At 66.8% G+C, this 25,552-nt stretch carries 32 protein-coding genes; 16 read left to right on the top strand and 16 right to left on the bottom strand.

Going from position 1 to position 25,552, the window contains the following annotated elements; all coding sequences use genetic code 11:
* Window positions 1-71: 71 nt before the first annotated feature.
* On the bottom strand, window positions 72-728 hold the full coding sequence (locus KYN89_RS09695) for a DUF2239 family protein (protein ID WP_222824837.1): 657 nt from the start codon (window positions 726-728) through the stop codon (window positions 72-74).
* Window positions 729-805: 77 nt separating this feature from the next.
* On the opposite strand from KYN89_RS09695, the gene KYN89_RS09690 reads away from it, so the two are divergent.
* The 4 genes from KYN89_RS09690 (at window position 806) to KYN89_RS09675 (ending at window position 3,729) form a co-directional block, all read left to right on the top strand.
* Window positions 806-1,147: a GIY-YIG nuclease family protein gene (locus KYN89_RS09690; RefSeq protein WP_222824836.1), complete on the top strand. Its 342-nt coding sequence runs from the start codon at window positions 806-808 to the stop codon at window positions 1,145-1,147.
* Between the two features lie 172 nt (window positions 1,148-1,319).
* Window positions 1,320-1,802, top strand: a complete 483-nt coding sequence (ybeY, locus tag KYN89_RS09685) for an rRNA maturation RNase YbeY (protein WP_222824835.1) — start codon at window positions 1,320-1,322, stop codon at window positions 1,800-1,802.
* A 24-nt stretch (window positions 1,803-1,826) separates the two neighbouring features.
* On the top strand, window positions 1,827-2,765 hold the full coding sequence (locus KYN89_RS09680) for a hemolysin family protein (RefSeq protein WP_222824834.1): 939 nt from the start codon (window positions 1,827-1,829) through the stop codon (window positions 2,763-2,765).
* A 79-nt stretch (window positions 2,766-2,844) separates the two neighbouring features.
* Entirely contained in the window at window positions 2,845-3,729 is an 885-nt protein-coding gene (locus KYN89_RS09675; protein WP_010234435.1) for a LysR substrate-binding domain-containing protein, read from the top strand.
* Between the two features lie 76 nt (window positions 3,730-3,805).
* Here KYN89_RS09675 and KYN89_RS09670 read toward each other — a convergent pair whose 3' ends face one another.
* Window positions 3,806-4,267, bottom strand: a complete 462-nt coding sequence (locus KYN89_RS09670; RefSeq protein WP_054526160.1) for a peptidylprolyl isomerase — start codon at window positions 4,265-4,267, stop codon at window positions 3,806-3,808.
* Between the two features lie 117 nt (window positions 4,268-4,384).
* Here KYN89_RS09670 and mgtE point away from each other — a divergent pair, with 117 nt between their 5' ends.
* The 4 genes from mgtE to KYN89_RS09650 all read left to right on the top strand — a co-directional run bounded on the left by mgtE (window position 4,385) and on the right by KYN89_RS09650 (window position 7,717).
* Window positions 4,385-5,845 (top strand): magnesium transporter, encoded by a 1,461-nt coding sequence (gene mgtE, locus KYN89_RS09665; RefSeq protein ID WP_222824833.1) that lies wholly within the window; start codon window positions 4,385-4,387, stop codon window positions 5,843-5,845.
* A gap of 676 nt (window positions 5,846-6,521) precedes the next feature.
* Window positions 6,522-6,911, top strand: a complete 390-nt coding sequence (locus KYN89_RS09660; RefSeq protein ID WP_222824832.1) for a DUF1489 family protein — start codon at window positions 6,522-6,524, stop codon at window positions 6,909-6,911.
* Window positions 6,912-6,977: 66 nt separating this feature from the next.
* A complete protein-coding gene (locus KYN89_RS09655) occupies window positions 6,978-7,223 on the top strand; it encodes a hypothetical protein (protein WP_222824831.1) in 246 nt (81 codons plus the stop codon).
* Between the two features lie 149 nt (window positions 7,224-7,372).
* Window positions 7,373-7,717 carry a DUF4168 domain-containing protein gene (locus tag KYN89_RS09650; RefSeq protein WP_054523685.1) on the top strand — a complete coding sequence of 115 codons (345 nt, stop codon included), beginning with the start codon at window positions 7,373-7,375 and terminating at the stop codon, window positions 7,715-7,717.
* Here KYN89_RS09650 and KYN89_RS09645 read toward each other — a convergent pair whose 3' ends face one another.
* The 4 genes from KYN89_RS09645 to KYN89_RS09630 are packed head-to-tail and all read right to left on the bottom strand — an operon-like array spanning window position 7,718 to window position 11,606.
* Complete coding sequence (locus KYN89_RS09645) at window positions 7,718-8,725, bottom strand: hypothetical protein (protein ID WP_248285102.1); 1,008 nt, start codon at window positions 8,723-8,725, stop codon at window positions 7,718-7,720.
* On the bottom strand, window positions 8,715-9,398 hold the full coding sequence (locus KYN89_RS09640) for a DsbA family oxidoreductase (RefSeq protein ID WP_222824830.1): 684 nt from the start codon (window positions 9,396-9,398) through the stop codon (window positions 8,715-8,717). Before KYN89_RS09640 ends, KYN89_RS09645 begins: the two co-directional genes overlap by 11 nt.
* On the bottom strand, window positions 9,395-10,300 hold the full coding sequence (gene nudC, locus KYN89_RS09635; protein ID WP_222824829.1) for an NAD(+) diphosphatase: 906 nt from the start codon (window positions 10,298-10,300) through the stop codon (window positions 9,395-9,397). The genes KYN89_RS09640 and nudC overlap by 4 nt, the downstream gene beginning before the upstream one ends.
* Window positions 10,293-11,606 (bottom strand): serine hydrolase domain-containing protein, encoded by a 1,314-nt coding sequence (locus KYN89_RS09630; protein ID WP_222824828.1) that lies wholly within the window; start codon window positions 11,604-11,606, stop codon window positions 10,293-10,295. Before KYN89_RS09630 ends, nudC begins: the two co-directional genes overlap by 8 nt.
* Before the next feature lie 110 nt (window positions 11,607-11,716).
* On the opposite strand from KYN89_RS09630, the gene KYN89_RS09625 reads away from it, so the two are divergent.
* Entirely contained in the window at window positions 11,717-11,938 is a 222-nt protein-coding gene (locus KYN89_RS09625; RefSeq protein ID WP_222824827.1) for a hypothetical protein, read from the top strand.
* A gap of 7 nt (window positions 11,939-11,945) precedes the next feature.
* Here KYN89_RS09625 and KYN89_RS09620 read toward each other — a convergent pair whose 3' ends face one another.
* A complete protein-coding gene (locus KYN89_RS09620) occupies window positions 11,946-12,998 on the bottom strand; it encodes an A/G-specific adenine glycosylase (protein WP_222824826.1) in 1,053 nt (350 codons plus the stop codon).
* Between the two features lie 29 nt (window positions 12,999-13,027).
* Here KYN89_RS09620 and KYN89_RS09615 point away from each other — a divergent pair, with 29 nt between their 5' ends.
* The 4 genes from KYN89_RS09615 to KYN89_RS09600 all read left to right on the top strand — a co-directional run bounded on the left by KYN89_RS09615 (window position 13,028) and on the right by KYN89_RS09600 (window position 18,628).
* Entirely contained in the window at window positions 13,028-13,606 is a 579-nt protein-coding gene (locus KYN89_RS09615) for a DUF721 domain-containing protein (RefSeq protein WP_222824825.1), read from the top strand.
* On the top strand, window positions 13,606-14,307 hold the full coding sequence (locus tag KYN89_RS09610) for a thioredoxin domain-containing protein (RefSeq protein WP_222824933.1): 702 nt from the start codon (window positions 13,606-13,608) through the stop codon (window positions 14,305-14,307). The genes KYN89_RS09615 and KYN89_RS09610 overlap by 1 nt, the downstream gene beginning before the upstream one ends.
* Before the next feature lie 102 nt (window positions 14,308-14,409).
* Window positions 14,410-15,183, top strand: coding sequence for a thioredoxin domain-containing protein (locus KYN89_RS09605; RefSeq protein WP_222824824.1), 774 nt, complete (start codon window positions 14,410-14,412; stop codon window positions 15,181-15,183).
* Window positions 15,184-15,205: 22 nt separating this feature from the next.
* Window positions 15,206-18,628: a chromosome segregation SMC family protein gene (locus tag KYN89_RS09600; protein ID WP_222824823.1), complete on the top strand. Its 3,423-nt coding sequence runs from the start codon at window positions 15,206-15,208 to the stop codon at window positions 18,626-18,628.
* Between the two features lie 30 nt (window positions 18,629-18,658).
* Here KYN89_RS09600 and KYN89_RS09595 read toward each other — a convergent pair whose 3' ends face one another.
* Genes KYN89_RS09595 through rpmF form a run of 5 tightly spaced genes read right to left on the bottom strand, consistent with a single transcriptional unit; the run spans window position 18,659 to window position 21,856 of the window.
* Window positions 18,659-19,129, bottom strand: coding sequence for a MerR family transcriptional regulator (locus KYN89_RS09595; RefSeq protein ID WP_197635501.1), 471 nt, complete (start codon window positions 19,127-19,129; stop codon window positions 18,659-18,661).
* Window position 19,130: 1 nt separating this feature from the next.
* Window positions 19,131-19,535 carry an integration host factor subunit alpha gene (locus KYN89_RS09590; protein ID WP_255351380.1) on the bottom strand — a complete coding sequence of 135 codons (405 nt, stop codon included), beginning with the start codon at window positions 19,533-19,535 and terminating at the stop codon, window positions 19,131-19,133.
* Between the two features lie 52 nt (window positions 19,536-19,587).
* Window positions 19,588-20,568, bottom strand: coding sequence for a beta-ketoacyl-ACP synthase III (locus tag KYN89_RS09585; protein ID WP_346727223.1), 981 nt, complete (start codon window positions 20,566-20,568; stop codon window positions 19,588-19,590).
* Window positions 20,565-21,647: a phosphate acyltransferase PlsX gene (plsX, locus tag KYN89_RS09580; RefSeq protein WP_197635500.1), complete on the bottom strand. Its 1,083-nt coding sequence runs from the start codon at window positions 21,645-21,647 to the stop codon at window positions 20,565-20,567. The genes KYN89_RS09585 and plsX overlap by 4 nt, the downstream gene beginning before the upstream one ends.
* Window positions 21,648-21,673: 26 nt before the next feature.
* Window positions 21,674-21,856 carry a 50S ribosomal protein L32 gene (gene rpmF, locus KYN89_RS09575; RefSeq protein WP_010234375.1) on the bottom strand — a complete coding sequence of 61 codons (183 nt, stop codon included), beginning with the start codon at window positions 21,854-21,856 and terminating at the stop codon, window positions 21,674-21,676.
* Window positions 21,857-22,087: 231 nt separating this feature from the next.
* Here rpmF and KYN89_RS09570 point away from each other — a divergent pair, with 231 nt between their 5' ends.
* Window positions 22,088-22,486: an MAPEG family protein gene (locus KYN89_RS09570; protein WP_222824822.1), complete on the top strand. Its 399-nt coding sequence runs from the start codon at window positions 22,088-22,090 to the stop codon at window positions 22,484-22,486.
* Between the two features lie 34 nt (window positions 22,487-22,520).
* On the opposite strand, the gene KYN89_RS09565 is transcribed toward KYN89_RS09570, so the two are convergent.
* The gene (locus KYN89_RS09565; RefSeq protein ID WP_222824930.1) at window positions 22,521-23,162 is read right to left on the bottom strand and encodes an MBL fold metallo-hydrolase; all 642 of its coding nucleotides are present in this window, start codon (window positions 23,160-23,162) and stop codon (window positions 22,521-22,523) included.
* 45 nt (window positions 23,163-23,207) lie between these two features.
* Here KYN89_RS09565 and KYN89_RS09560 point away from each other — a divergent pair, with 45 nt between their 5' ends.
* Window positions 23,208-23,681, top strand: coding sequence for a cytochrome c (locus tag KYN89_RS09560; RefSeq protein ID WP_248285100.1), 474 nt, complete (start codon window positions 23,208-23,210; stop codon window positions 23,679-23,681).
* 29 nt (window positions 23,682-23,710) lie between these two features.
* Here the strand turns inward: KYN89_RS09560 and KYN89_RS09555 are convergent, their stop codons facing one another.
* Window positions 23,711-23,956: a Flp family type IVb pilin gene (locus KYN89_RS09555; RefSeq protein ID WP_248285099.1), complete on the bottom strand. Its 246-nt coding sequence runs from the start codon at window positions 23,954-23,956 to the stop codon at window positions 23,711-23,713.
* A gap of 105 nt (window positions 23,957-24,061) precedes the next feature.
* The gene (locus tag KYN89_RS09550; RefSeq protein WP_222824820.1) at window positions 24,062-24,277 is read right to left on the bottom strand and encodes a hypothetical protein; all 216 of its coding nucleotides are present in this window, start codon (window positions 24,275-24,277) and stop codon (window positions 24,062-24,064) included.
* On the opposite strand from KYN89_RS09550, the gene KYN89_RS09545 reads away from it, so the two are divergent.
* Window positions 24,276-24,755 (top strand): hypothetical protein, encoded by a 480-nt coding sequence (locus KYN89_RS09545; protein ID WP_222824819.1) that lies wholly within the window; start codon window positions 24,276-24,278, stop codon window positions 24,753-24,755. The two genes, KYN89_RS09550 and KYN89_RS09545, sit on opposite strands and share 2 nt — an antisense overlap.
* Window positions 24,756-24,758: 3 nt before the next feature.
* Here the strand turns inward: KYN89_RS09545 and KYN89_RS09540 are convergent, their stop codons facing one another.
* The gene (locus KYN89_RS09540; RefSeq protein ID WP_222824818.1) at window positions 24,759-25,454 is read right to left on the bottom strand and encodes a LexA family transcriptional regulator; all 696 of its coding nucleotides are present in this window, start codon (window positions 25,452-25,454) and stop codon (window positions 24,759-24,761) included.
* Between the last annotated feature and the right edge of the window lie 98 nt (window positions 25,455-25,552).

Genomic DNA, 25,552 nt, shown 5'->3' with positions numbered 1-25,552 from the left:
CCCTTCGCGTTGCGCGGTGTTTCCTAACTCGCCGTAAAACCAAATGTTCCCGGCGGGGTCTCCCGCTACCGCTATCCGTCTGCCTCCTCCAGTCCTGCAAGCCGATGCACATAGGCGGCCACATCGCCAGGCCAGTCGGCGATGTTTGCGGCGAGGGCGGCGTCATCGCCAACGAACAGCGCGCGCAGCGCTTCCTCGTAGCCCGGTTGGTCGCCCGCCAGGTCCGTCATCACGCGATAAGTCCGTTCGGCACGGACCCTGCGCGGCACGGGCCGCGTCGCGCGAACTGGGTGAACAGGGTCAGCGGGGCCAGCGGCGACAGCATCACCGCCCTCCTCCCGCCGCGCGGCGTCGATCAGCCGGCGGATCACCTGAGACGCGCTGGCCGGCTGCTGCTCCAGCCAGTCCCAGTGGCGCGGCAGCAGGGTCACCTCGCGCCCGACCACGCCGAGCTTGGGCCGCCCGCGCCCGCGCGGCTTTTCCTGGGCTTGCGCCGGGCCGGGCTTCGCCGCTCCGCGATCCGCAAGCCGGGCCAGCACGTCCGCCTCGCTGCCCCGCAGATCCAGATCGATCACCCTGCCGCTGGCATCGTCGAACACCAGCAGCGGGCCGTCGGCCCCCTCCCGTTCCGCCTTGCGCACCGCAAGCGCCACCAGGTCGAGCGGGCCGGAGGCGAGCAGGTTGTGGCCCGCAAAGGCAGTTGCGGCGATGTCGGCAAAATCGGTCATGCACGATTATTGCCCGGATAAAATCCTTGCGTCAATATAACCCGGGTAATAATAGACCGGGCCGAAAGGAACGAGTCATGAAGGGCGAAGCCCGCAAGGCCGCGATCGCGGCATACAAGGACCGCACGATCGCAACCGGAGTATACGCGCTGCGCTTCGCCGGGGAGGACCGCGTCTGGGTCGGCGGCGCGAAGGATCTTTCGGGGATCGAAAACCGCCAGCGCTTCACCATGCGCACCGGCGGCCACCCGCGCCGCGAGCTTCAGGCTGCGTGGAAGGAGCACGGCGAGGCAGCTTTCAGCTTCGAGATCCTCGAAACGCTCGACCTCCCCGACGATGTGACCGATTTCATCCGCACCTCCCGCCTAGAAGACCGGGTCGCGCACTGGCGCGAAGCACTGTCGGCCACTCCGGTCTAGGCGTGCCATCAGCACACTTTCCTACCCAGACCCGGATTCGCTAGGGGAGCATCGATGATCACGCGCGCGCCCTCCCTTGAGCCCTCCTCACCCGGACTTCGCAGGCGGGCCGTTTTTTCAGTCCCTGGACTGTGTGTCAGGTGTGTCAGGCGCTCTCCTTGCGGAGGGCGTCATGGAGCTTGAGATCGACGTGGAGCACTGGCCGGATGGCGAATGGGATGCGCTGGCGAGCCGCGCGGCGGATGCTGCCGCTCAGGTCGAGCCCGCGCTGGCGAATGCGCGGCTGGAGGTGAGCATCCTGTTCACCTCCGATGCGCAGGTCCACGAATTGAACCGCGACTGGCGCGAGAAGGACAAGCCCACGAACGTGCTCAGCTTCCCGATGCTGGAGCGCGACGAACTGCTCGATCTCGCCCCCGATGGCCCGCCCGCACTGCTGGGCGACATCGCGCTCGCGCATGAGACCTGCGCACGCGAAGCGGCCGAGAAAGGCATCGCGCTGGAGGCACATGCAAGCCATCTGGTGGTCCACGGCCTGCTCCATCTCGCGGGGCTCGATCATGAAATCTCGCCTACGGACGCACAGGAAATGGAGGCGCTGGAGGTGAAGGCGCTTGCACTGCTGGGCCTGCCCGACCCATATGGTGACGCTTGAGAAACAGGAGAGCATTCCAGGGCCATGCCCGAAAACGATAGCGACAAGTCTGCTGGCGCGGGAGACGCGGACAGTAGAGGCGGGCTCTGGCTCGCCATGCGCAAGTTCTTGAACGGCCAGGGCAGCGAACGCAGCCTGCGGCGCGAGATCGAGGACGCAATCAACGAACGCGATCGCGAGGAGGGCGAGGAAGAAGCCCAGGGCGGCGATTCGCACGACGACGGCGATCTGTCGCGCGAAGAGCGCGAGATGCTGCGCAATCTCCTCCATTTCAGCGAACACGATGCGGACGACGTGGCGATCCCGCGCGGCGAGATCGTCGCGGTGGAAGCCGGTGCCTCATGGGAGGAGCTGCTCGAGGTGTTCACCGAACACGGCCATTCGCGCCTGCCGGTCTATCGCGAGCAGCTCGACGATGTGATCGGGATGATCCACATCAAGGACGTGTTCCCCTTCCTCACCGGCGGCAAGCCGGCCCCTGCGGAATGGACGACGCTGATGCGCCAACCGCTCTACGTGCCGCAGAGCCGCGGTGCGCTCGACGTGCTGGCCGACATGCGCGCGAAACGCATGCACCTCGCGATCGTGGTCGATGAGTTCTCCGGCACCGACGGGATCATCACGATCGAGGATCTGGTCGAGGAGATCGTCGGCGAGATCGAGGACGAGCATGACGACGAACGGGAGGACTGGATCACCCCGATCGGCGACGGCGTGTGGGAAATCGATGCCCGCGCCGAGCTGGAGGATATTGCCAAGCGGATCGACCCGGCGCTGGCCGAGGTGGAGGAATCGGTCGACACTATGGGCGGCCTGACCTTCATCCTCGCCGAACAGGTGCCGCAGGTCGGCACCAGTGTGGAGCATCCCAATGGCTGGACGATCGAGGTGATCGAGGGCGACGAAACCCACGTGAAGAAAGTCCGCCTGCACGCACACGAGGATGCCAGCGAGGAGGAGTAGGCTCGCGCGCCGCCATGCCCCGGCAACTTGCCAAAAATAGGGCTTTTGCGCGCCCGGCCATCCTGCCAAGGTCGCCCTGATGGTCAACCGCCGCCTCCCCCCGTTGCGCTCGCTCGAAGCGTTCATGCACACCGTCCGTCTGGGCTCCGCCCGTGCGGCGGCTAACCAGCTCGGGCTCAGCCCCTCGGCGCTCAGCCGGCGGATCGCCACGCTGGAAGAGTTCATCGGCAAGAAGCTGTTCACCCGCGCCCGCCAGGCAATGCAGCTGACCGACGAAGGCGCGGCGTTTCACGAGGCGGTGCTGCCGCATTTCGAAGCGCTCGCCCGCGCGGTGGAAGGCCAGTCGGAAAGCACCAGCCTGCTTCGCCTGCACCTGGGCGTCCTGCCGCTGTTCGGCACCCAGCGGCTGTTCCCGCGCCTTGCCGAGTTGCGGCGGCTGCACCCGATCCTGCATATCGACATCGACACCGGCCCCCATCTGGAAGACCGGGTGGGCGATACGCTGGACGCGGCGATCATCCTCTCCAACCGGCCCAGCGCTGGCTTGCACGCGGTGCGGCTGGACGAGAACAAGGTTCATGCGATCACCAATGCCGAACTGGCGGCGACGCTGGGCGACACGCCCGATGCGGGCCTGCTCGCGCGACAGACCTTCCTGATCCACAACGGGCTGCCCGAGAGCTTCACCGCGTGGAAGGCCGCGCTCGATCTCACCGATCTGGAGCCCGCCGCGATCGATCACTATGATTCGGGCCAGCTGATGCTCGCCGCCGCGGCGCAGGGTCTGGGCATCGCGATCATGCACGACGACCACCGCCGCCGCGCGGCCGACAACCGGCTGGTCAACCTCTACGACGCGGAGGTCGAAAGCCCCTATTCCTACTGGTTCGTGTGCAAGCCCGGCGCGCTGGAAGAGCGCCCCGTGCGCATGTTCCACGACTGGCTGGTCAAGGCTGGGCTCTAGGCACGAAAAAGGGCCCGCCTCGCACGGAGGGGGCCCTTCTTGTCATTGCGCTGCTCTGGCGCTGATCAAGGCGGAGTTACGAAACGCTCGCCTTCACGATCTTGCCCGGCTGTGCGGGCGGCTCACCCTTGGGCAGCGCGTCGACGTGGTCCATGCCGCTCTCGACCTGGCCCCACACGGTGTACTGGCCGTCGAGGAATTCCGCGTCGTTGAAGCAGATGAAGAACTGGCTGTTCGCGCTGTCGGGCACCTGGGTGCGCGCCATCGAGCAGGTGCCGCGGGTGTGCGGTTCGGAATTGAACTCGGCCTTCAGGTCGGGCTTGTCGCTGCCGCCCATCCCGGTGCCGGTCGGGTCGCCGCCCTGCGCCATGAAGCCGGGGATCACGCGGTGGAACACCACGCCATCATAGAACCCGTCCTTGGCCAGTTCGGTAATCCGCTCGACATGGCCGGGCGCCAGATCGGGGCGCAGCTTGATGACGACGTCCTTGTTTTCGCCGTCGCCGGTGTCGAGCGTGAGGGTCAGTTTCTCGGCCATGGGGAATCTCCTTGCAAATTTGCCTTGCCGCCCGGCTAGCGGCAGCGCGCGCGCCTGTCACCCTGCGCTGCGTCTGCGACTTGCTTTTGCCCCGCATCCGCTTAGGGGCGCAAAGCCATGAGCGCCGATCCTCTCCTCGACGAAACGATCGACCCTGCCGATCTGGCAGCCGAGGACGATACCCACGAAGGCGGCCGCCCCGACGACCGCGTCGATGACGAGCGGCACGACGAGGAAAACCGCCTCAAGCCCGAATATCTCCGCGCCGTGCGCACCGCGCTGGAGGAAGACCGGCGCGGCGAACTCTACGAACTGGTCGAGCCGCTCCACCCGGCCGACGTCGCCGACCTGCTCGAACTGCTCGACAATGACCAGCGTGCCGAGCTGACCATCGCGATCAGCGACCTGATGACCAGCGAGGTCGTCGCCGAGCTGAACGACTGGGTTCGCGAAGAAATGATGGAGGGCATGCCCGCCGAGGCAGTGGCCCTGATCGCGGAGCAGCTGGAAACCGACGACGCGGTCCAGATGATCGAGGACATGGGCGCGGACGAACGCGAAGCCGTCCTCGCCGAGATGGACGCGGAGGACCGCGCCGCGATCGAAAGCGCGCTGTCCTACCCGGAAGAGACCGCCGGCCGCCTGATGAGCCGCGAATTCGTCGCGGTGCCCGAGCATTTCACCGTCGGCGACCTGATCGACTACCTGCGCGTCCACGGCACGCTGCTGGGCGATTTCTTCGAAGTCTTCGTGGTCGACGAGGCGCACCACCCGGTGGGCACCTGTGCGCTCAGCTGGATTCTGACCACCCCGCGTGCAGTCGCACTGACCGATGTGATGAAGCGCGACCAGACCGTCATTCCGGTCCTGATGGATCAGGAAGAGGTCGCGCTGATGTTCCAGAAATACGCGCTGATCTCCGCCGCGGTGATCGATTCGACCGGGCGGCTGGTCGGCCAGATGACGGTCGACGACGTGGTCCACATCATCTCCGAAGAAGCGGGCGAGGACGCCCTGCTGCTCTCGGGTGCGGGCGACGGCGACATCAACGAGCCGATTCGCGAAGCTTTCTCCAGCCGCGTGCGCTGGCTGGTCGCGAACCTGGGCACCGCGCTGGTCGCCAGCCTCATCATCGCGGCGTTCGGCGCCGCGATCGAGCAGCTGGTGGCGCTCGCGATCCTGATGCCGATCGTCGCGAGCATCGGCGGCAATGCGGGCACGCAGACCATGGCGGTGACTGTCCGCGCGATCGCCACCAACCAGCTGACCCGCGCCAATACGGGCAGGATATTATGGCGCGAAATGCGCGTCGCGATCCTCAACGGCGTAACCATCGCGGTGCTGGTCGGCCTCGCGACCGCGCTGGTGTTCGACTGGAAGCTGGGCGGCGTGATCGCGCTGGCGATGGTCATCAACGTGGTGACCGCGGGGCTGGCAGGCGTGCTGGTCCCCGTGCTGTTCGAACGCGCCAAGCAGGACCCGGCGGTCGCTTCGTCTGTGTTCGTGACGATGGTGACCGACTCGATGGGCTTCTTCGCGTTCCTCGGGCTGGCGGTGGCGAGCGGGTTGGTGGGTTAGTTCTGCCAGCCGGTCAGCTAAAGACCCAATTCCAGACTTCGCATCAGCAAGGATCTTGTGAACGTCGTTCATAGCGCCATAGCGTTCCATCCGGGTTGGCCGCCACCCGTATGACGGGTCCTTCATTGGTCCTTAGAACTCTGTATAGGTGTGTGTCTCCTGACCGTATCTCCAACTTGCCTCTGTCCACTGAGGCAATCATCGGTATCTCGAGAACCATCCCTACTTTGTGCTGTTCGTAGCGAAGCGGGAGGATTTCCGAGCTTTGTCCGACCCGAACGCCATTGGACTGAACGCTAAGAGAAGGCCCCTCTGCAGCGAGGTAGCACCCCAAGACGGGAGAAGGATCGAGTACGTCCGGCTCAGTGAAATCGGTGCATCCCCATACGAGCAGCCCAAATGGCAGAATGGCGATAAGTTTGCGCATGGGGCGCGCAGCGTAGTCGCCCGAACATAGCGGTCAACGGCGGCGGTTCATCGGAATGCCGTCGTAAGCGGGTTGGTGAGCGTGAGTCATTAATTCATCACCCCCCCGTCACCCCGGACTTGATCCGGGGTCCAGCTTCCTTTCAGCAACACTGCAAAGGTAGCCTTGCCCCGGATCAAGTCCGGGGCGACGGGTCGGTTGATTGTCGGGCAAGTTGATGCGCGACCACACAGCCCCTACCTCACCCTCATGCCGCTCAACCTGACCAAGATCGCGTTCGGCGCGCAGAGCTTTGCCGACCTCGAAAGCTGGTACGCCAACCGGCGCAGCCCCAATCTCACCACCCGCTATCGCCCGACGCGGTGGGAGGAATGCATCGGCGGGTCGCTGTTCTGGATCCACCAGCACAACCTTGTCGCGCGCAGCGGAATCCTCGGCTTCAGCGAGACCGACAACGGCCGCTGGTCGATCGACCTCGAGCCGCGGCTGATCCCGGTCTATCCGCAGCCCAAACGCGCGCACCAGGGCTGGCGCTACCTCAAGGGCGAGCCCCCGCGCGATCTGGCGGAAGGCGAGGAGGTCGGCGACGTGCTCCCCGGCGCGCTGGCGACCAAGCTGCAACGGCTCGGCCTGATCTAGTCGCGAGTTGCGGAAAATCGGAACGCTCCCCTGCCTCTAACCATTGAAGGGGAAAGGAGAATTTTTATGCCCGAACGCCAATCGCGTCACCCAGACAATGAGCTGATCGACCGCATCACCGAAGAAGCCACGCCTTCGCAGCAGGGCCGCGCCGAGGGCGACGTCAATCGCCGCGTCGGCGCGCGCGACGAGCTCAACCGCGCGACCGATCCCGACAACCGCGAGCCCACCGTCGGCTCGGACAATCCCGAACAGGATGCGCGCAAGGGTGAGAAGACCATGCGCGCGATCAAGAACGGCAATCAGGCCTGATCGCTTTTCCGGGTGGGGCGGCGCTTTTCCCTCTGGCGCGCCCCACTCGTCCAAACTCATTCACGGCCCGGCGCGGTATGGTTGAGCCACGCGCCGGTCGTCACGAGGTGCGCACCCGTATCGATTTTCCACGAACGGGAGACACTTTCATGAAGCTTCTACTCAGCACGATCGCCACCGCATCCCTCGCCATCGCCGCGCAGCCCGCGCTGGCCCAGCAGGCAGAGGCACCCGCCGCCACGGAAATGGCGCCGGTTTCGGACTCCGAACTGGAGAACTTCATCATCGCCGCGTCGATGATCGGCAATCTTCAGCAGAATGCCGAGATGGAGAAGGCGGAGAAGGATCAGAAGGCGATCCAGATCCTCTCGCAGGCCCAGCTGACGCCGACACGCTTCAACAGTATTGGTGCCGCACTCCAGACCGACAAGAACCTGCAAGCGCGGGCAGAGCAGGCCGTCACCAAGCTGCGCGCACAGCAAGCCGAAGGCTGATTATCCGCCTACAGAAAGCCCCGCCCGCGATGGCGGGGTTTTTTGTGTCCGGTCGCCAGCCAGCCACGGCGCTTCCACGCTCCAGAAGATCACGTCGACGCGCAGATAGTCGCGCGCGAAGGCGACGAATTCTTCGCGGGCGAATTTCTTGCCCGTTTCGGGGTTGGTGTAGCTCAGCGTCGGCTCCTGGATTGCCATCGCGATCAGCGGCAGATCGTCCTTGTGGCGATTGAAGAAGGGGTAGCTGTTCTTCATCTGCGCGCGCCTGTGCGGCACGATGTCCGGCCCGCCCGTGCCGATCCCCTGCTCCACCGCGAGCGCGAATGCACGCTCCATATAGCGGTGGTCGTTGTTCCACTCGCAGGGCCAGAAATTGATGTACTGGACCACCTGCGTTTCCTCGAAAGCCGCGCGGGCTGCACGCATATTGTCGAGCGTGCCGGCGAAATAGGCATCGCAGGTAAAGCCGTCCTCTCCGCCCTCTTCGGATAGCGGATCGAAGGAGGTTTCGGGCAGGTTCACCCCATAGAGGCGCCCATCGAACCGCTCCGCCAGCGCCTGCAACAGCGCCTGAAAGCGCGCGCGGACGGCGGGGTTCCACTGCATCGCGGTCCAGCCCTGCCCCTCCGGCTCGCCCTCGCCCGGGTTATCGTACTGCCGCGCGAGCCCCCCGCCATATTCGGGATCGTCGAGCAGATATTGCGGCACGTTGCGCGCGGTCGGCAGGAAGAAGCGGTCCTGAATCTGCGCGAACAGCTGCTTGCCCCGCGCATCGGTGCGCGCAAGGTCCGCCTCGATCGCGCTGAAATCGTATTCGCCCTTCTCGGGTTCGAGCATCCGCCACGGATAGACGACCTGCGCACCCTCGATATCGGGGCGATCGAGCAGGTCGAGATGCTCCGCCAGTTCGCCGGTGTAGATGAAATTGCGAGGTTCGTCGGCGGCAGCGGGGCTGGCGGCAAGAATGCCGAGCCAGCACAGCAGCGCCAGTGCGAACCTAGCCAGCATCCGCCACCTTCTCCGCCACCCGGCGCAGCGTATCGGCATAGGCTTCGGCAGGCTGGGCGCCGGGGATCAGAAACTTGCCCGCGACCACCATTGCGGGCACGCCGGTGATGTTCATCTCGTACGCCGCGCGTTCCTCTGCGCGGACTTTCGCGGTGTACTCCTCGCTTTCGAGCGCGGCCTGTGCGGCCTCCCGGTCCAGCCCGACCTCTTCTGCAATATCGAGCAGCACAGCGTGCTCGCCGATCCGGCGGCGCTGGTTGAAATGCGCGTGGAACAGCGCAAGCTTGAGCTCGGTCTGCTTCTCAGGCCCATGCTCTTCCAGCGTCCATGTCAGCAGCTTGTGCGCGGCGAGCGTGTTCCACATCATCGCATCGGGAGCAGGCTCGCCGCCCTCATAATCGAGCGAGACGCTCGCGCGCTGCGCCGCCTCGCGCATCTGGTCCTGCACGCCGCGCGACTGTTCCATTGTGCGGCCATACTTGCGCGCGATATGCGCGGTGCGCTCCTCGCCCTCTTCCGGCATATCGGGATTGAGCTCGAACGCGTGCCAGCGGAGCTGCGCGTCGATCTCGCCATCGAGCTGGTCCAGCGCCTGCCGCAAGCCACCCCAGCCGACGAGGCACCACGGGCACATGACATCGGACCAGATGTCGATCGTAAGCGTCTGCGTCATTGGGCGATCCACCAGCGGAAGAGTTGATGCGCGATCGTGTGCGGCGGGGGCGCGACGATGGGTGCGTCGTCGCGCCCTGCCAGTGCCGCCTCCACCTCCTCGCGGGTGAACCAGCCGGCCTCGGCCAGCTCCGTCTCGTCCAGCGTGATCGCGTCGTCGTCCGCATAGGCCATGCAGCCGAGCATCAGCTGGCTGGGGAAAGGCCACGGCTGGCTGAGGATGTAGGATACATCGCGCACCACCACGCCGGTCTCTTCCAGAACCTCGCGCGCGACGCCTTCTTCGATTGTTTCGCCCGGCTCGACGAACCCGGCGAGCGCGGAATAACGCCCCTCCGGCCAGCCGAGCCCGCGCCCCAGCAGCAGTCTGCCGTCATATTCGACCAGCATGATCGTGACCGGGTCGGTGCGCGGGAAGTGCTGCGCGCCGCAGCCTTGATCGGTGTCGCAATTGCGCTGCCAGCCGCCCTTGGCGACATGCGTCGGGTGGCCGCATTGCGCGCAGAAGCGGTGCCGCGCGTGCCAGTCGATGATGCTGCGCGCGCCGCCGTACAGCGCCAGCTGGTCGGGCGCGAGGCTGGTCATCAGCGACCACAGCTGCGGGTTGGCCATGCGCGGGCGGGCATCGCCCTGCGGCGGAACCGCGGCGAAGCACGCCTTCTCGCCTCCATCCGCCCGGTCGATGCCGAGGAACACCAGCTCGGCATCCTGCGGCGCATCGGCCAGCGTGCCCCACGCCAGCCGTCCGCCGTCATCCATAGAAGGCATCAGCCCGTCGAGCAGCAGCAGCCGCGCCTTCCAGTTCATCATCCCGGCCAGCGCATCGGGATCGGCGCGCATGTTGTCCGCCCGGTCGAGCGGGGAGCCCGAGAATGCGATCGGGTACGTGGTACGATCAGCCATTGGTTGCGGCGGCCAGATCCTTGCGCACCAAATCGGGGAATTCGCCCTGGATGGGGTAGGCCTCGCTCGGCATGTACTGGGCGAAGAACCCGGCGCGCAGGCCCGATGCGAAATCGACGAAGGCCGCCGTGCCCGCAGCGCCGCCCCAGCCGAACGCCTTGTCGACCACGCGCCCGCCTGCGCCGAAGCCCTGCCCTTCGACCCACGATCCGGTGAGATCGACCGTGCCGGGCAGGATGTTCGAGGTGCCGATATTGACCGCAGCCTCGCTCAGCACGCGGGTGCCGTCGATCATGCCCTTGCCCAGCAGCATCCGCAGGAAGCGGTCGTAATCGTGCGGACTGCTGACGAGGCCCGCGCCGCCGAAGGGGAAGGCAGGCTTGTCGAGGTAGATCGAGGATGCCGCCGGGTCGATTGGGAAGATCTGCCCGTTGAGGATTCCGTAATTGGTGGTCAGCCGCCCGACTTCGCTTTCCGGCACGGTGAAGAAGGTGCTGGTCATCCCGGTCGGGCCGAGGATCACGTCCTGCATCACCCGATCGAACGGCTTGCCTTCGACCACTTCGATCACCCGGCCCATCAGGTCGAGCCCGACCGAGTAGGACCACTTGGTGCCCGGCTGATAGACCAGCGGCACGGTGGCAAGCCGGTCGGCGAAGAGCTCGAGGCTTTCGGCAGGTTCGATCGTCGGGATGCCGGGAATCGGCATCCGGCTCACCTGACCCGGGGCGAGGCCCAGCCGGTAATATTCGTCCTTGAGCGCGCCCTGCTGGATGATCTGATAGCCAAGGCCGGAGGTGTGCGTCAGCAGCTGGCGGATCGTGATCGGGCTCTTCGCCGGTTCGAGATTATCCTCGCTGATCGCGCCGTCATATTCCTTCTGCACCTGCATCTGCGCAAAGGCGGGGAGGATGTCGGACAGCGGCTGGTCGAGCGCCATCTTGCCTTCGGAGATCAGCTGCATCGCGACCATCCCGGTAATCGGCTTGGTCATCGAATAGATGCGGTAGAGCGAGTTGAGGTCGGCCTTGGTGCTGCCTCCCAGCGCCAGCGTGCCACCGCCGACCGAGTGGGCGTGCGGGTCCTGCTTCCAGCCCAGCGCGGCGATCGCGTTGGCGAGCTTCTTTTCGGACAGGTATTTCTCGATCTCGGCGGAGAGGTGCGGCCATGCCTCGCCGACATCGTGGGCGAACAGCGCGCTGCCAAAAGGCAGGCTCGCGAGCATCGATCCGCCCGCGAGATAGGCCCCGCCTCGCAGCAGGCCGCGACGCGACAGACCGCTGTCCGTGAATTCCCGATAGGCCATCTCTTGTCTCCGCTAATCCGTTTCGCGGCGAAACTTAAAGCCCGCCCGTCTGCCGTCAATCGCGCATTTTCTGTCTTGCCAGCACTAGGTGCGTTAACCATATAAGACACATGCTCAACATCCTTTCCTGGCTGTTCGGAATCGTCGGCCTCATCATCGTCATCCCCGCAACCATCCCGTTTCTGGGCTGGGCGAACTATTTCGCCATGCCGTTCCTGATCCTCGGGATTATCCTCGGCTTTCTGTCGTCGAGCACCAGCGGGCGGACCTTCTGCATCATCGTGACCATCCTTGCGGTGATCCGGCTGTTCCTGGGCGGCGGCCTCCTCTAGCGGCGGACTAGAGCAGGCGTTCGCGCGCCGCGATCGCGAGCCGGGCGGCCTTGGCGAACAGGGTCGGCAGGCCCGCCTCGTCGATCCGCTCGACCGGCCACCATTCGCCCTGCGCCAGCCCGCTCTCCTGCGCGCTTTCCAGCCGCAGCACGGTCAGTTCGATTACGAAGTGCGTGAAGGTGTGGCGTACCACGCCCGCCTCTTCCCACGCGCCGTCCACCGGCGGATCGCCCGATCCATCGCCTGCGGCCGACCAGCCATCGTCGGGCAGCGCGCGCATTCCGCCGAGCATTCCCTGCGGCGCTCGCCGGACCAGCCACACCGCCCCCTCGCGCTCGATCCAATAAGCCCTGCCCTGCCGCACGGGCTTGGTCTTCTTCGCAGCCTTGACCGGCAACCGCTCGGGATCGTGTTCGCGCGCCGCGCAATCGCCCGCGAGCGGGCAGGCGTCGCAGTTCGGAGCGCGCGGAGTGCAGATGCGGCTGCCCAGATCCATCATTGCCTGCGCAAAATCGCCGCTGCGCTCGTCCGGGGTGATGAGATCCGCCCCTTCGCGGATCGCCGCCCTCGCACCCGGCAACGGAGTATCGATCGCGAACAGACGCGCGACCACCCGCTCGACATTGGCATCGACCACCACCGCGCGCCGTCCGAAGGCGATCGCGGCGATTGCGGCTGCGGTGTACGCACCCACGCCGGGCAGCGCGCGCAGCCCCTCCTCGGTATCGGGAAAACCGCCCCGCTCGGCGACCACGCCCGCCGCCTTCACAAGATTGCGCGCGCGCGAGTAATAGCCCAGCCCCGCCCACGCGGCCATCACGTCTTCCTGCGGCGCGGCAGCGAGTGCTTCGACAGTGGGCCAGCGGGTCGTGAACGCATCAAAATAGGGCTTCACCGCCGCTACGGTGGTCTGCTGCAGCATGATCTCGGACAGCCACACGCGATAGGGATCGGCAGGCGGCTCGCCCGGAGCGCTGCGCCACGGCAGCGCGCGGGCGTGCTCGTCGTACCAGGCCAGCAGCCGGGCCGGGATTTGCGCACAGGTCTCTCTGGTGGTCACGCGCCGCCTATGGCATCGGTGGCCGCGCGATGGAACGCAAGCCTCCCCCCAAATCCGCGACCGGCAGGAAAAGCGCGAAGAAGACCGGCCCAAAAACCGGAAACGTGCGCCCGTTCGAGCGCTCGCGCGGCAGCGGGGTTAAGCCGGTCGGCGATCTGATGCCCCAGGTCGGGCGCACCGCGTTCCGCCGTTACGGCTTCGTGCAGAGCTCGGTCGTGACCCGCTGGCCGGAGATCGTCGGGCCGGACCACGCCAAGGTCTGCGCGCCCGAATCGATCCGCTTCCCGCCGGGAGAGCGCGCCGACGGCATCCTCCAGCTGGTGGTCGCGCCCGCCCACGCGCCGCTGATCCAGCATGTGATCCCCGAAATCATCGAGCGGACCAACCGCTTCTTCGGCTATCGCGCGGTCGCGCGGGTCAAGCTGCGGCAAGGTGCGGTTCAGCCGCGCGCGGTAGAGCCGCAACGCAGCACGAGGCCGCCCGAACTCAAGCCGATTCCGATGGAACTGGGCGAGTCTTTGCGCGATATCGGCGATCCCGAACTGCGCGCCGTGCTTGAAGGACTCGCGCGCACGCTGGGCGACGACACGAACGGAGAAACGCATTGATGACGCGTATCATGGGTGCCTTGCTGCTGATGCTGGCCGGTCTGGCGAGCCCGGCTGCGGCACAGGACTGGCTGCAGACGGTCGAGCGCACGCCGGTTTCGCACATCGTCGGCAATCCCGACGCGCCTGTCACGCTGACCGAATATATCAGCTACACCTGCCCCCATTGCCGCGAATTCGCGATGCAGGGGGAGGAAGTGCTAAAGCTCGGCTATGTCTCGAAGGGCGATCTGCGCTACGAATACCGCGATGTCTCGGCCAACCCGGTCGATCTCACCGCGGCGATGATGGCCCGCTGCGGCGCGCCCGAGAAATTCCCCGGCAACCATTCCGCGCTGATGATGGCGCAGCCGCAATACAATGCGCTGATGCGGCTGGCGACCAAGGCGCAAACCGACCGCTGGTTCAACGGCGACAAGGCCACGCGCCGCCGCGCGGTGGCGAGCGACCTCAACCTCTACGCGATTTTCGAGCGGCGCGGGTATACCCGGGTGGAGCTGGACCGGTGCCTCGCCGACCAGGCGCTGGCCGACAGGATCGAGGGCGCGATCGAGGCTGATGTCGAGACGTATGGCCCGATCCCGACCCCCAGCTTCGTCGTCAACGGCACCATGCTGGAAGGCGTGCACACCTGGGACCAGCTGCAACAAGCGCTGGCCGACGCGGGCGCGCCGGGTGCATCCGCGCCGCCCGCCGACTAGCGTTGCCCGGAAGCGGTGCCGGTGGAGAACCCGCATCCCGCACCTTCCGAATCGCCAGACCTTCCGCCTAAGCTTTCCAATCGGCACGAAAAGGACCGCCCGATGAATGCCCCGATCAAATCCGTGATCCGCTCCAAAACCTTCGCCCTTACCGCGCTGGCCCTGCCGCTCACGCTCGGCCTGGCCGCCTGCGGCTCGGGCGATGACGCCGAAGCCTCCATCAGTGGCGAGCCGGTGGCCGAAGTCTCCGCGCCCGACGGCCAGGTATGGTCCGAAATCGCGCAGAAGACCGATCGCGGCGGCTATCTCGTCGGCAACCCGGATGCGCCGATCAAGCTGGTCGAATACGGCTCGCTCACCTGCCCCGCCTGCGCCGCCTTCTCGATGCAGGCAAGCGAGCCGCTGATGAACGACTATGTCGACACCGGCCGGGTCAGCTTCGAATTCCGCAGCTTCGTGATCCACGGCCCGCTCGATCTCGCGCTGACCCGCCTGGTCGATTGCGGCACGCCCGAACAGGCGGTGCCGCTGGCCGACCAGGTCTGGGCCAACCTGCCCACGATCATGCAACCGCTGCAGGAGCGCGGCCCGCAACTCGAATCCGCGCTCAACCTGCCGGAAGACCAGCGCTTCGTCGCGTTCGGCGAAACCGCCGGCCTGCTCGATTTCTTCGCCTCGCGCGGAATCAGCCGCGATCAGGCGCGCACCTGCCTCGCCGATGCGGGTCAGCTGACCAGGACGGCCGAACTCTCGCAGACCTACGGCACGCAGGACGATATCACCCAGACGCCGACCTTCGTGCTCAACGGCAAGAAGCTCGACGAATCGAGCTGGGCAGCGGTCGAAGCGGCCCTCCAGCGCGCGGGCGCGCGCTAGGCGCGGGTAGCGGGCACGGCGGATGGAGATCCGGCAGCTTCGCCTGTCTGGCTTCAAGAGCTTCGTCGAGCCCGCAACCCTGCGCATCGAACCCGGGCTGACCGGGGTCGTCGGCCCCAACGGCTGCGGCAAATCCAACCTGCTCGAAGCGATCCGCTGGGTGATGGGGGAAACCTCCGCCAAGTCGATGCGCTCGGGCGGGATGGAGGACGTGATCTTTGCCGGCACGGCCGAGCGCCCGCCGCGCCAGTTCGCCGAAGTGGTGCTGACCGGCGCGGACGACTCCGGCGACGAGCTGGAGGTCATCCGCCGGATCGAGCGGGGTGCGGGCAGCGCCTACCGCGTCAACGGCAATGACGTTCGGGCGAAGGACGTCGCGCTCGCCTTCGCCGATGCCGCTACCGGCGCGCACTCCCCCGCACTCGTCAGCCAGGGCAAGATCGCCCACATGATCGCGGCCAAGCCGGTCGAGCGGCGCGCGATGCTGGAAGAAGCGGCGGGGATCGCCGGGCTGCACGTGCGGCGCAAGGATGCCGAGAGCAAGCTGCGCCAGACCGAGAGCAACCTCGCCCGGCTGGAAGACCTGCTCGCCGGGCTCGACACCCAGATTACCTCGCTCAGGCGGCAGGCCAAGCAGGCGGAACGCTATGCAGAGCTGACCGACGAGATCGGCGTCGCCGAGGCCCGGCTGGTATTCGCCCGCTGGCGCGATGCGGCAGCCAGCGCGCAGGCCGCGCGCAAGGCGGCGGGCGAGGCGGAGGCAGCGGTCGAGGCGGCCAAGACGCGCGCGGGCGAGACCGAGACGGCGCAGCGCGATGCGGCCGAGAAACTCGCCGATGCACGCGATGCACTGGTCGCCGCGCGAACCGATGCGGGCGCGCAGGAGCAGCGGCTCGCCAGTCTGGAAAAAGAGCGTGACGCCGCGCTCGCCCGGCTCGCCGATCTCGACCGGCAGGCCGCGCGGCTGGAAGAGGATCGCGAGGATTACGGGCGCACCGGGCGCGATGCGGCGGATGCGCTACAGCGGCTCGAAGCCGAACTGGCGGCGAGCGAGAAGGCGCGTGGGGAAGCCGAGGCTGCGCTGCCGCAGGTGATCGCGGATGCCGAGCGGGCCGAGCAGGCCGAACGTTCGGCAGAGCTGGAGCTCGCGCGCGCCAATGCGGACTACGCCGCGCTCGATGCCGAATGGCGGGTTGCGCGCGCCGCGCTCGACGCGGCGGAGCGGCGGATCGCCAAGCTTGCGAGCGAGGCCGAACGGCTGGAGGAGAGCGCGCGCCAGCAGGCGGGCGCGCAGGACCCCGCGCAGGCGCTCGCCGAGGCGCAGGCTGCAGCAACGCAAGCTGGCGAAGCGCAGGAGGCGCTGGCCGGGAGGATCGAAGGCCGCCGCGAGGCGCGCGATGCCGCGCGCACCGCGCTGGAGCAGGCGCAGGAAGCGCTCGCCGAGGCACGCGCCGAACTCGCCGGGGTGGAGCGTGAACACGCTGCGCTGGAGAAGGACCAGCGCACCCGTGACAGGGCGCGCGCGGCCAAGGCGGGCAAGCCGGTCGCGCTCGATCGCGTGCGTGCCGCGCCCGGATACGAGGCGGCGCTGGCCGCAGTGCTGGGGCGCGATGGCCGCAGCCCGCTGGGCGCAATGCCCGAGGCGGAGGATGGACGCTTCTGGACCGGCGCGCCGCAGCCCGAGCCGGTCGCCGATTCGCTGCTGCATCATCTCGGCGACTGCCCCGAGGAACTACGCGCGCGCCTTGCGCGGGTGCAGGTGGTCGAGGCGGATGATGGCCGGGCTCTGGAGCCGGGCACTTGGCTGGTGACGCTGACAGGCGCGCTGCGCCGGTGGGACGGGCTGGTCGTGCGCGGCGAGGGCGGCGCGGAGGCGGCGCGGCTCGAAGCGGCCAACCGCCTCGCCGCGCTGGCCGAGCGCCTGCCCGAATTGCAGCAGTCCGCCGCCAGTGCCGAGGCCCGCGTGGGCGAAGCGCGCGCCGCGCTCGATGCGGCACAGGCGGACTTCTCCCGCGCCGAAAGCGAGCGCGAAGCCGCTGCGCAGGCCGAGCGCGAGGCGTTGCGTGCGCTCGACCGCGCGGAGGCGGCGCTTGCCAGCCACGCCGAACGCGCGCGCCAGCTCGAACAGGCGCGCACCGACCTCGCCGACCAGCGCGCCACCGCGACGCGCGAGCTGGAGGCAGCGCAGGCGACGCTGGCCGGGCTGACCGATCCCGAAGCGCTCGCCGCACGGCGCGATGCGGCCCGCTCCGCCCATGAAACCGCACGTGCGCAGCTCTCCGCCGCCACCGCCGCGCGCGCGGCGCAGGAACAGGCGCTCGCGGTCGCAAAGGAGCGGGTCTCCGCCCATCGCGCCGACCGCGCGCACTGGGATCGCCGGGCGGACGAGGCCGCGCGCCGACTGGCGGAGATGGACAGCCGCTTTGCCGAGATCGCCACCGCGCGCGAACAGGTCGGCGATCAGCCCGAGCGGTTGGCGCACGACATCGAAACTGCGCGGACCAGCCACCGCGAAACCGCCGCGCGGCTCGCCACCCTGCAGGACACGCTCGACACCGCACAGGCGGCAGCCGACGCCGCCGACTCCGCGCAGCGCGCCGCTAACGAAGCGCTCTCCGAAGCGCGCGAGCGCCGCGCCCAGCTGGCCAACCAGGCCGAGAACGAGGATGCGCGCCGCAGCGAGATGGCGCGCGTGTCGGGCGAGCGCTTCCACAAGCCCCCGCCGCTGCTGCCCGCCGCATACGAGTTCGACGAAGCAGATGTGGCCGACCGGGAGACCGAGTCCGAAGCGCTCGACAAGCTGACCCAATCGCGCGAACGGATCGGCCCGGTCAATCTGGTCGCCGCCGACGAACTCGCCAAGATCGAGGAAGAGCACGGCTCGACCACCGCCGAACGCGAGGAACTGACCGAAGCGGTGCATCGCCTGCGCGGTTCCATCGGACAGCTGAACCGCGAGGGGCGCGAACGGCTGCGCGCCGCGTTCGAGCAGGTCGATGCGCATTTCCAGAAACTGTTCGCGCGCCTGTTTGAAGGCGGCGTCGCGCATCTCGCGCTGATCGACAGCGACGATCCGCTGGAGGCGGGGCTGGAGATCTACGCCCAGCCACCGGGCAAGCGGCTGCAATCGCTCACGCTGCTATCGGGCGGGGAACAGGCGCTGACCGCGATCGCGCTCACCTTCGCGCTGTTCCTGACCAATCCTGCGCCGATCTGCGTGCTCGACGAGGTCGACGCTCCGCTCGACGACGCCAATATCGACCGCTTCTGCGACTTGCTGGAGGCGATGACGCAAGAGACCAGCACGCGCTACCTGATCGTGACGCACAATGCGGTCACGATGAGCCGGATGCACCGCCTGTTCGGGGTGACCATGATCGAGAAGGGCGTCAGCCGCCTCGTCAGCGTGGACCTGCAAGCCGCCGAACTGCTGGCAGCGGAGTAGGCCCAGCAGTCGGATCCACGCCCGCGGCGCCTAGTCGCCAATCGCTGCGGCCAGCCCCTCGCGGATCGCCTTCAACTCGTCGAGCAAGACCCGGTCGGCGGCGCGGCGCAGACGCGGGTGCGGCTGCTGTGCGGACGGTTCGTCGTGATCGGGCAGGTCGCGCGCGGTCAGGTAACGGCGCACGCCCTCGCGCGGTGCTTCTGGTTCCTCGTCGTCCCCGTCTGCAGGATTCATGCCTGCCCGCCCCTTCTCGATCGCCGCGCGTGCGCCCTTGAGAGTGTAGCCTTCGCCGTTCACCAGCCGGTCGATCGTTTCGACCAGCGCGACATCGTCGGCCCGGTAATACCGACGGCCTCCGCTCCGCTTCAGAGGCTGCAGCATCGGGAACTGCTCTTCCCAATAGCGCAGCACGTGGGCCTTTATGCCAAGCGCCTTGCCAAGCTCGCCGATGGTCCGAAGCGCGTCTGCGTCCTTGCCATCGTCGAAGCTGCGGCGGGCCATGTCAGCTTCCGTCTGCGATCCGGTCGCGCAGGGTCTGGCTGGCGCGGAAGGTCATCACCCGGCGCGGGGTGATCGGCACCTCGACCCCGGTCTTGGGGTTGCGGCCGACGCGTTCCTTCTTGTCGCGCAGCACGAAGCTGCCGAAGCCGGAAATCTTGACGTTCTCGCCGTCCTTCAGGGAATCGCACATATGCGCGAGGATCGATTCGACCAGCGCCAGCGATTCCGCGCGGCTGAAGCCGAGTTTGCGATTGATGGTTTCGGCCAGATCGGCCCTGGTCAGCGTACCCGCCGAGCGCGACATCGTGAGGAATCCCTTTTTCTGTTCTTGCCGGGTGTTCTCGAAAGAGCCTCGATAAACCGCCGAAAGCCTAGCAATGATTACGTGGTGCCGCAAATGCGACACAGCGTTTTTTGCACCATCGGCGATTCGCGGGCCCCACCCGGCTGCGCGGTGTTCAGAGCCGGACCAGGCTTGCGCCCCAGGTGAACCCGCCGCCCATCGCTTCGAACAGCACCAGATCGCCCGGCTTGATCCGCCCGTCGGCACGCGCGGCAGCGAAGGCGAGCGGCACGGATGCGGCAGATGTGTTGGCGTGCTGGTCGACCGTGACGATCACCTTTTCGGGCGCCAGGCCCAGCTTCTTGGCGGTCGCTTCCAGAATGCGGATATTGGCCTGGTGCGGCACCACCCAGTCGATCTGGTCGACGGTGATGCCTGCCTTGGCGACCACATCGCCCAGCACCTGCGCCAGATTGCCGACCGCGTGGCGGAACACCTCGCGCCCCTTCATCCGCAGATGACCCACGGTCTGCGTGGTCGAGGGCCCGCCATCGACATAGAGCAGGTCGTGCTGCGCGCCGTCGGCGTGAAGCTGCGAGGTCAGGATGCCCGGCCCCTCGCTCTTCGCGGTGCCCTCGGCGACGTCCTGCGCTTCCAGTACGATCGCGCCCGCCCCGTCGCCGAACAGCACGGCGGTAGTGCGGTCTTCCCAGTCGAGAATGCGGCTGAAGGTTTCCGCGCCAATCACCAGCGCGCAGGTCGCCTGCCCGCTGCGCAGCATCGCGTCGGCGGTGGTCATCGCGTACAGGAAGCCGGAGCATACCGCCTGCACGTCGAACGCGGGGCAGCCACTGCAGCCCAGCGCGGCCTGCACCTTGGTGGCGGTCGCGGGGAAGGTGTTGTCGGGCGTCGCGGTGGCGAGAACGATCAGGTCGATCTTCTTCGCGTCGATCCCCGCATCGGCGAGCGCGGCGCGCGCAGCCGCGATCGCCAGCGTGCCGGTGGTTTCCCCCTCGCCCGCGATATGGCGCTGGCGGATGCCGGTGCGCTCCACGATCCACTCGTCGCTGGTGTCGAGCCGGCCTGCCAGCTCTTCATTGGTCACGACGCGTTGGGGCATGGCAGAGCCAGCCCCGCGGATGAGGGAGCGGATCACTTGGCGCTGCTCTCGATCTTGCTGGAGTCGCTGGGGGTACGGTGGCCATTGGCCATCAGGCTGTCGCCCAGCTCGGCAAGGTCTTCGCCGATCCGCGCGGTGAGGTCTTCTTCCAGCAGCCGTGCTGCCACTGCGACCGCGTTGGCGACGCCATTGGCCGTGGCGCTGCCGTGGCTTTTCACGACCACGCCGTTGAGGCCGAGGAAGACCGCGCCGTTGTGGTTGTTGGGGTCGAGATGATGACGCAGCAGCTCGGTCGCGGGGCGCGAGACGAGGAAGCCGATCTTGGACCGCAGCGAGGAGCGGAACGCGGTCTTGAGCAGGTCGGTCACGAACCGGGCCGAGCCTTCGATCGCCTTCAAGGCAATATTGCCGGAGAAACCGTCGGTCACCACCACGTCGACATCGCCGCGGTTGATCTTGTCCGCCTCGACGAAGCCGTCGAAGTCGATCGCCAGCGTCTTGGCCGCGCGCAGGTGCTTTGCCGCTTCCTGCACTTCGCCGGTGCCCTTGATGTCTTCGGTGCCGATATTGAGCAGTCGCACGCGCGGGCGGGGGCGCCCGGTGACGATGCGGGAATAGGCCGCACCCATGATCGCGAACTGGACGAGATTGCGCGCGTCGCACTCGGTATTGGCACCGAGGTCGAGCATGATGACGTCCTGCTCTTCGAGCGTGGGGAGCAATGCGGCGAGCGCGGGCCGGTCGATCCCCGGCAGGGTGCGCAGCGCGACCTTGCTGATCGCCATCAGCGCACCGGTATTGCCCGCGCTGACCGCAGCGCCGGCTTCGCCGCGTTTCACCGCGGCGACAGCCTCGCCCATCGATGTGCCCTTGGCACGGCGGAGCGCCTGCGAAGGCTTGTCCTCGCCCTCGACCACCGATTCGCAATGGCGGATCTCGGCCGCACCGGCGAGCCCGGGGTGGCTCTCCAGCGCGCGCTCGATCTGCGCACGGTCGCCCATCAGTAAGAAGCTGAACTTCTCGTGCCGACGGCGGGCGAGGGCTGCACCCTCGACCATCACGCGCACGCCTTCGTCGCCGCCCATCGCGTCGACGGCGATACGCGGAAGACTCATGCGATTACGTCCTTACCGTGATGGGCTCAGAGGCCCTTGGGCTCGAGCACCAGGCGGCCATTATAATGACCGCAGTGGCCGCACATGTTGTGCGGGCGCTTCAATTCGCCGCAATTGTCGCATTCATGGAAGGCTTCGACCTTCAGCGAATCATGCGCGCGCCGATTGCCCCGGCGATGCGGCGATACTTTTCTCTTGGGGACGGCCATGGCGGCACCTGTTCTAAACGGTTAAAAATCAATACTTGAGAGCCGCCCTTAAGCGAGGGGAAGCACCTGCACAACGGCTATGTCGTGCGGCGCTCACGCTCCGTCAATGGCGGCAAGAGGCGCGCGCTATACCGATTCTGCCGCGCGATGCAAGCGCAGCTTGGCGCTTGGCCATCGTGAACACCGCGCTAAAGCCTGTCCCCCAGTACGATCTGCACGGGAGAGAATGCGATGGATATCATGCTGCCGGTGTCGCTGACCAGCGCCGCCATGTTCGGGCTGCTGGCGCTGTGGCTGGCGGTGCGCTGCGGCCGCGCGCGGCTGAAGGCCAAGGTCGGCCACGGCGATGGCGGCAATCCCCTGCTCGCCCGGCGGATGCGCGCCCAGCTCAATTTCGTCGAAACCGCGCCCTTCGTGCTCGCGCTGATCGTGCTGATCGAACTGACGGGGCGCGGCGGGATGTGGCTGCACCTCCTCTCGATCCTGTTCGTGTTCGGGCGAATCCTGCACGGCGTGGGAATGGACGCGGAGAAAGGCGGGCTGCCGAGGCAGATCGGTGTGATCGTCACCATGCTCACGCTGCTGGGGCTGAGCGTGTTCGCCGCGCTGATCGGATTCGGGGTGGTCTGAGCACCCCTCTCTCAAGGGAGCGGCGCTACCGCGCTCACGCCAGCGCCGCGTCGCCCACGAAGGGATTGGTCCGGCGTTCCTGACCGAAGGTGCTGGTCGGACCGTGGCCGGGGATGAAGGTGACATCGTCGCCGAGCGGCCACAGCTTTTTGGTGATCGCATCGATCAGGCTCTGGTGATCGCTCATCGGGAAATCGGTGCGCCCGATGCTGCCCTGGAACAGCACATCGCCCACGATCGCGAACTTGCGGTCTCGGTTGAAGAAGATCACGTGGCCCGGCGTGTGGCCGGGGCAGTGGATCACCTCCAGCGTCAGATTGCCCACGGTGACGGTGTCGCCATCCTCCAGCCACCGGTCGGGCTCGAAACTCGCGGCCTCCATCTGGAAGCGCGCGCCGTCTTCATCGAGCCGCGCAATCCAGAACCGGTCCGCCTCGTGCGGGCCTTCGATCGGCAGGCCCAGTTCCTGCGCCAGCATCCCAGCCTGCCCGCAATGGTCGAGATGGCCGTGGGTGATGAGGATCTTCTCCAGCTCCACCCCCGCCTTAGCGACGCCCGCCTTCAGCTTGTCGAGATCGCCGCCCGGATCGATCAGCGCGGCCTTGTTGGTCTGCGTACACCAGATCAGCGAGCAGTTCTGCTGCAGCGGCGTCACCGGCAGGATCGCGGCTTTCATGGGGGAGGCTTGGGAAGAGGCGTTGGGCTGGGTCATGCCCCCGAGATGGAACACCGATTGATCGGTGGCAAGGGCGGCGGTCCCCTCCCCCAGGGCCTGGAGAAGGGATCGCAGACCATGAAGCCGCAATTCGTCCTGCTCGCAGCCGTGGGCACTCTCGCACTGGCAGCCTGCCAGCCGGATACGCCCGTGCAGTCGGCCACCGCTGCCGAGCCGCAGCCGAGCCGCGCGGAGCTTGCCCAGACCGATGCGGACGGCGTGCCGATGCTGGTCGGCGCGGTGTGCGGCAGCTGCCACGCGGTGGCGCCGGGCGCGCTCTCGCCCCTGCCGCAGGCGCCGACCTTCCCCGAAATCGCCAACCGCGACGGGCTGACCCGCGAAACGCTGACCGCATATCTGCGCGATGCGCACAACTACCCGGACATCATGGATGTAGGGCTGACCGACGCGGATGTCGCGCTGGTCACCGATTACATGCTGTCGCTGAAAGATCCCGACTACCGCCGCCCCCCATCCTGAAAAACAAGCCGGAAGGCACGCAAATCGCCTTAGCGTGGGACGCGATTGCCCCCGCCCGGTCGACCGGGAACGCGCGGGGGCGTTGTCGTGGGCGCAGGCGCGGGTTCATCCGCAGCAGGCTCCAGCGCAACCGCCGCATTGGAATAGCTGTTCGCCGTCTCGGTGCCGAGCGCGTTGAGCGCCCCGACGAGGCCGACCCCGATCAGCGCCATGATGACCGCATATTCGATCGCCGATGTGCCCGTCTCGTCGCGCAGCAGATGTCTGGTAATCATCACGTCCCCCGGATTGCGCGGGAAGCATGGCGCTCGAAGGTGAAGAATCCTCTAAACGGCGCAGAAACGTTAGGGATACGTACTTCGGCACCGAGCCAAACTCCGTCACGGTCGAGACTGATCAGCGCTGCCTGGCTCGCCTGCGCGCTCCAGACCCGCAAGCATGATCGCCCCATTGATGTGGAGGTGATTGCAAGGATCATGCGCCGGATCGGTGGCCTCGCCCCCTTCGACCGACTGCTCCTCTCGCGCAGCTTGCCATTCCCAAGCAGCGCGCTCAAACAGTGACGCCATGAACCCTTGGCCTTCGTTATTCTGCATGCTCATCCTGGCCAGCTGCGGCTCGCCAAAGGAAGAGGGAAGGCCCGATGATAGCGAGCGGGGCGCCGCGCCGGAGCTAGCGGTCGACGAAGCAGCCAAGAGCTCGTCACTCGTCTTCCCGCTGTTCTATCGCGAAAACGACAATCCAAAGGGCTTCACCAAGGTCGTCGGGTCGATGGATTCAATGGGAGAGAATGCCCCTCCAGGCAGCGAACATCAGGCCTTTGTCTCCGCACTACTCAAATGCAGTCCGGGGGCAGCGTGGTACGAGGCAACTGGCAACTGGTACGCGATCGTCATGCCATCGGAGGACTCGGCAAGCTGGTCCTCTGTCGATCATGGTCCGCCAGCCGATGACGAAATCATAGAATGCGTCAGAGAGAACACATCGGTGACCTTTTTCTATCGAAAGGCGGACAGCGGCACGCAAACATGGAGACTCCGATCGGCCGATGATCCGTCTCGGGACGTAATTTAGCGCTCACAACCGCCCGCTCTTCCACACGACGCGGCCCAGCACCTCGACCTCGTCCAGCCCCACCTCCACCGGCGGGTAGGCGAGGTTCTGGCTGAGCAGGGCGATCCGCCCCGCCCCCGCGCTCGCCAGCCGCTTGACCATCAGCGTGTCGCCCATGCGCACGACATGGACCCCGTCCCGCTCGAACCGCGATCCGCGATCGATCAGTATCTCGTCGCCGTGGCGCAGCAGCGGCTCCATCGAATCGCCCTCCACGGTGAGCGCGGAGAGCATTTTCGGATCGAACCCGTTTTCGCGCAGCCAGCGGCCCGAAAAGCCGAAATTGTCGAACGGTGCCTCGCCATTGGCGAATTGCCCCGGCCCCGCCGCTGCGGCGAGCGAGAGGCGCGGGATCGCATGAAAATCCTCGTCGCCCGCAGAGTACCGAGACGCACCATAGGATTTTTCCTCCACGCCGCTCATCTCGGGGGCCAACTCACTTTCATCGACACCGAAGAACTGGGCCAGCGTTCGCCGGTCCTGCTCCCCCAGCTTGCGCGGGCTCCCCTTGCGGATGAACTGCTGCAGATAGCTGGAATTGCGGTCGATAAGCTTGGAAAGCGCAGCAAGGCTGGAGCCGCGCGCCTGCGCGAGTTCGAGCAGGCGTGCACGCGCCGGATCGCCTGGCAGGCTGCCCGCAGAGGGTCGATCATCGCTCATACACAATTTCCTATAGCGAAAGATTTTTCCTAGACAAGTAGGATTTCACAGGCGAGCAATCCTTCACCGCGGCGCCGAATCGACCTGTCAAAGCCATC

The sequence above is a fragment of the Alteriqipengyuania abyssalis genome (assembly GCF_019857185.1).
Classification (GTDB): Bacteria; Pseudomonadota; Alphaproteobacteria; order Sphingomonadales; family Sphingomonadaceae; genus Alteriqipengyuania; species Alteriqipengyuania abyssalis.
The sequence above is the reverse complement of the archived record's forward strand: the minus strand, read 5'-3'. Positions and strand labels throughout refer to the sequence as shown.

What these genes read in the sequence shown, in the direction of transcription:
- plsX (WP_197635500.1), bottom strand. Translation starts at nt 21,647, where the DNA reads ATGAGTCTTCCGCGTATCGCCGTCGACGCGATGGGCGGCGACGAAGGC.
- nudC (WP_222824829.1), bottom strand. Translation starts at nt 10,300, where the DNA reads ATGGCTGATCGTACCACGTACCCGATCGCATTCTCGGGCTCCCCGCTC.
- KYN89_RS09640 (WP_222824830.1), bottom strand. Translation starts at nt 9,398, where the DNA reads ATGACGCAGACGCTTACGATCGACATCTGGTCCGATGTCATGTGCCCG.
- KYN89_RS09600 (WP_222824823.1), top strand. Translation starts at nt 15,206, where the DNA reads ATGGAGATCCGGCAGCTTCGCCTGTCTGGCTTCAAGAGCTTCGTCGAG.
- KYN89_RS09630 (WP_222824828.1), bottom strand. Translation starts at nt 11,606, where the DNA reads ATGGCCTATCGGGAATTCACGGACAGCGGTCTGTCGCGTCGCGGCCTG.
- KYN89_RS09595 (WP_197635501.1), bottom strand. Translation starts at nt 19,129, where the DNA reads ATGGCCCGCCGCAGCTTCGACGATGGCAAGGACGCAGACGCGCTTCGG.
- KYN89_RS09605 (WP_222824824.1), top strand. Translation starts at nt 14,410, where the DNA reads ATGAATGCCCCGATCAAATCCGTGATCCGCTCCAAAACCTTCGCCCTT.
- mgtE (WP_222824833.1), top strand. Translation starts at nt 4,385, where the DNA reads ATGAGCGCCGATCCTCTCCTCGACGAAACGATCGACCCTGCCGATCTG.
- KYN89_RS09540 (WP_222824818.1), bottom strand. Translation starts at nt 25,454, where the DNA reads ATGAGCGATGATCGACCCTCTGCGGGCAGCCTGCCAGGCGATCCGGCG.
- KYN89_RS09555 (WP_248285099.1), bottom strand. Translation starts at nt 23,956, where the DNA reads ATGATTACCAGACATCTGCTGCGCGACGAGACGGGCACATCGGCGATC.
- KYN89_RS09570 (WP_222824822.1), top strand. Translation starts at nt 22,088, where the DNA reads ATGGATATCATGCTGCCGGTGTCGCTGACCAGCGCCGCCATGTTCGGG.
- KYN89_RS09655 (WP_222824831.1), top strand. Translation starts at nt 6,978, where the DNA reads ATGCCCGAACGCCAATCGCGTCACCCAGACAATGAGCTGATCGACCGC.
- KYN89_RS09615 (WP_222824825.1), top strand. Translation starts at nt 13,028, where the DNA reads ATGGAACGCAAGCCTCCCCCCAAATCCGCGACCGGCAGGAAAAGCGCG.
- KYN89_RS09650 (WP_054523685.1), top strand. Translation starts at nt 7,373, where the DNA reads ATGAAGCTTCTACTCAGCACGATCGCCACCGCATCCCTCGCCATCGCC.
- KYN89_RS09560 (WP_248285100.1), top strand. Translation starts at nt 23,208, where the DNA reads ATGGAACACCGATTGATCGGTGGCAAGGGCGGCGGTCCCCTCCCCCAG.
- KYN89_RS09670 (WP_054526160.1), bottom strand. Translation starts at nt 4,267, where the DNA reads ATGGCCGAGAAACTGACCCTCACGCTCGACACCGGCGACGGCGAAAAC.
- KYN89_RS09565 (WP_222824930.1), bottom strand. Translation starts at nt 23,162, where the DNA reads ATGAAAGCCGCGATCCTGCCGGTGACGCCGCTGCAGCAGAACTGCTCG.
- KYN89_RS09610 (WP_222824933.1), top strand. Translation starts at nt 13,606, where the DNA reads ATGACGCGTATCATGGGTGCCTTGCTGCTGATGCTGGCCGGTCTGGCG.
- KYN89_RS09695 (WP_222824837.1), bottom strand. Translation starts at nt 728, where the DNA reads ATGACCGATTTTGCCGACATCGCCGCAACTGCCTTTGCGGGCCACAAC.
- KYN89_RS09545 (WP_222824819.1), top strand. Translation starts at nt 24,276, where the DNA reads ATGCTCATCCTGGCCAGCTGCGGCTCGCCAAAGGAAGAGGGAAGGCCC.
- KYN89_RS09660 (WP_222824832.1), top strand. Translation starts at nt 6,522, where the DNA reads ATGCCGCTCAACCTGACCAAGATCGCGTTCGGCGCGCAGAGCTTTGCC.
- KYN89_RS09680 (WP_222824834.1), top strand. Translation starts at nt 1,827, where the DNA reads ATGCCCGAAAACGATAGCGACAAGTCTGCTGGCGCGGGAGACGCGGAC.
- KYN89_RS09550 (WP_222824820.1), bottom strand. Translation starts at nt 24,277, where the DNA reads ATGCAGAATAACGAAGGCCAAGGGTTCATGGCGTCACTGTTTGAGCGC.
- KYN89_RS09645 (WP_248285102.1), bottom strand. Translation starts at nt 8,725, where the DNA reads ATGCTGGCTAGGTTCGCACTGGCGCTGCTGTGCTGGCTCGGCATTCTT.
- rpmF (WP_010234375.1), bottom strand. Translation starts at nt 21,856, where the DNA reads ATGGCCGTCCCCAAGAGAAAAGTATCGCCGCATCGCCGGGGCAATCGG.
- KYN89_RS09690 (WP_222824836.1), top strand. Translation starts at nt 806, where the DNA reads ATGAAGGGCGAAGCCCGCAAGGCCGCGATCGCGGCATACAAGGACCGC.
- KYN89_RS09625 (WP_222824827.1), top strand. Translation starts at nt 11,717, where the DNA reads ATGCTCAACATCCTTTCCTGGCTGTTCGGAATCGTCGGCCTCATCATC.
- ybeY (WP_222824835.1), top strand. Translation starts at nt 1,320, where the DNA reads ATGGAGCTTGAGATCGACGTGGAGCACTGGCCGGATGGCGAATGGGAT.
- KYN89_RS09675 (WP_010234435.1), top strand. Translation starts at nt 2,845, where the DNA reads ATGGTCAACCGCCGCCTCCCCCCGTTGCGCTCGCTCGAAGCGTTCATG.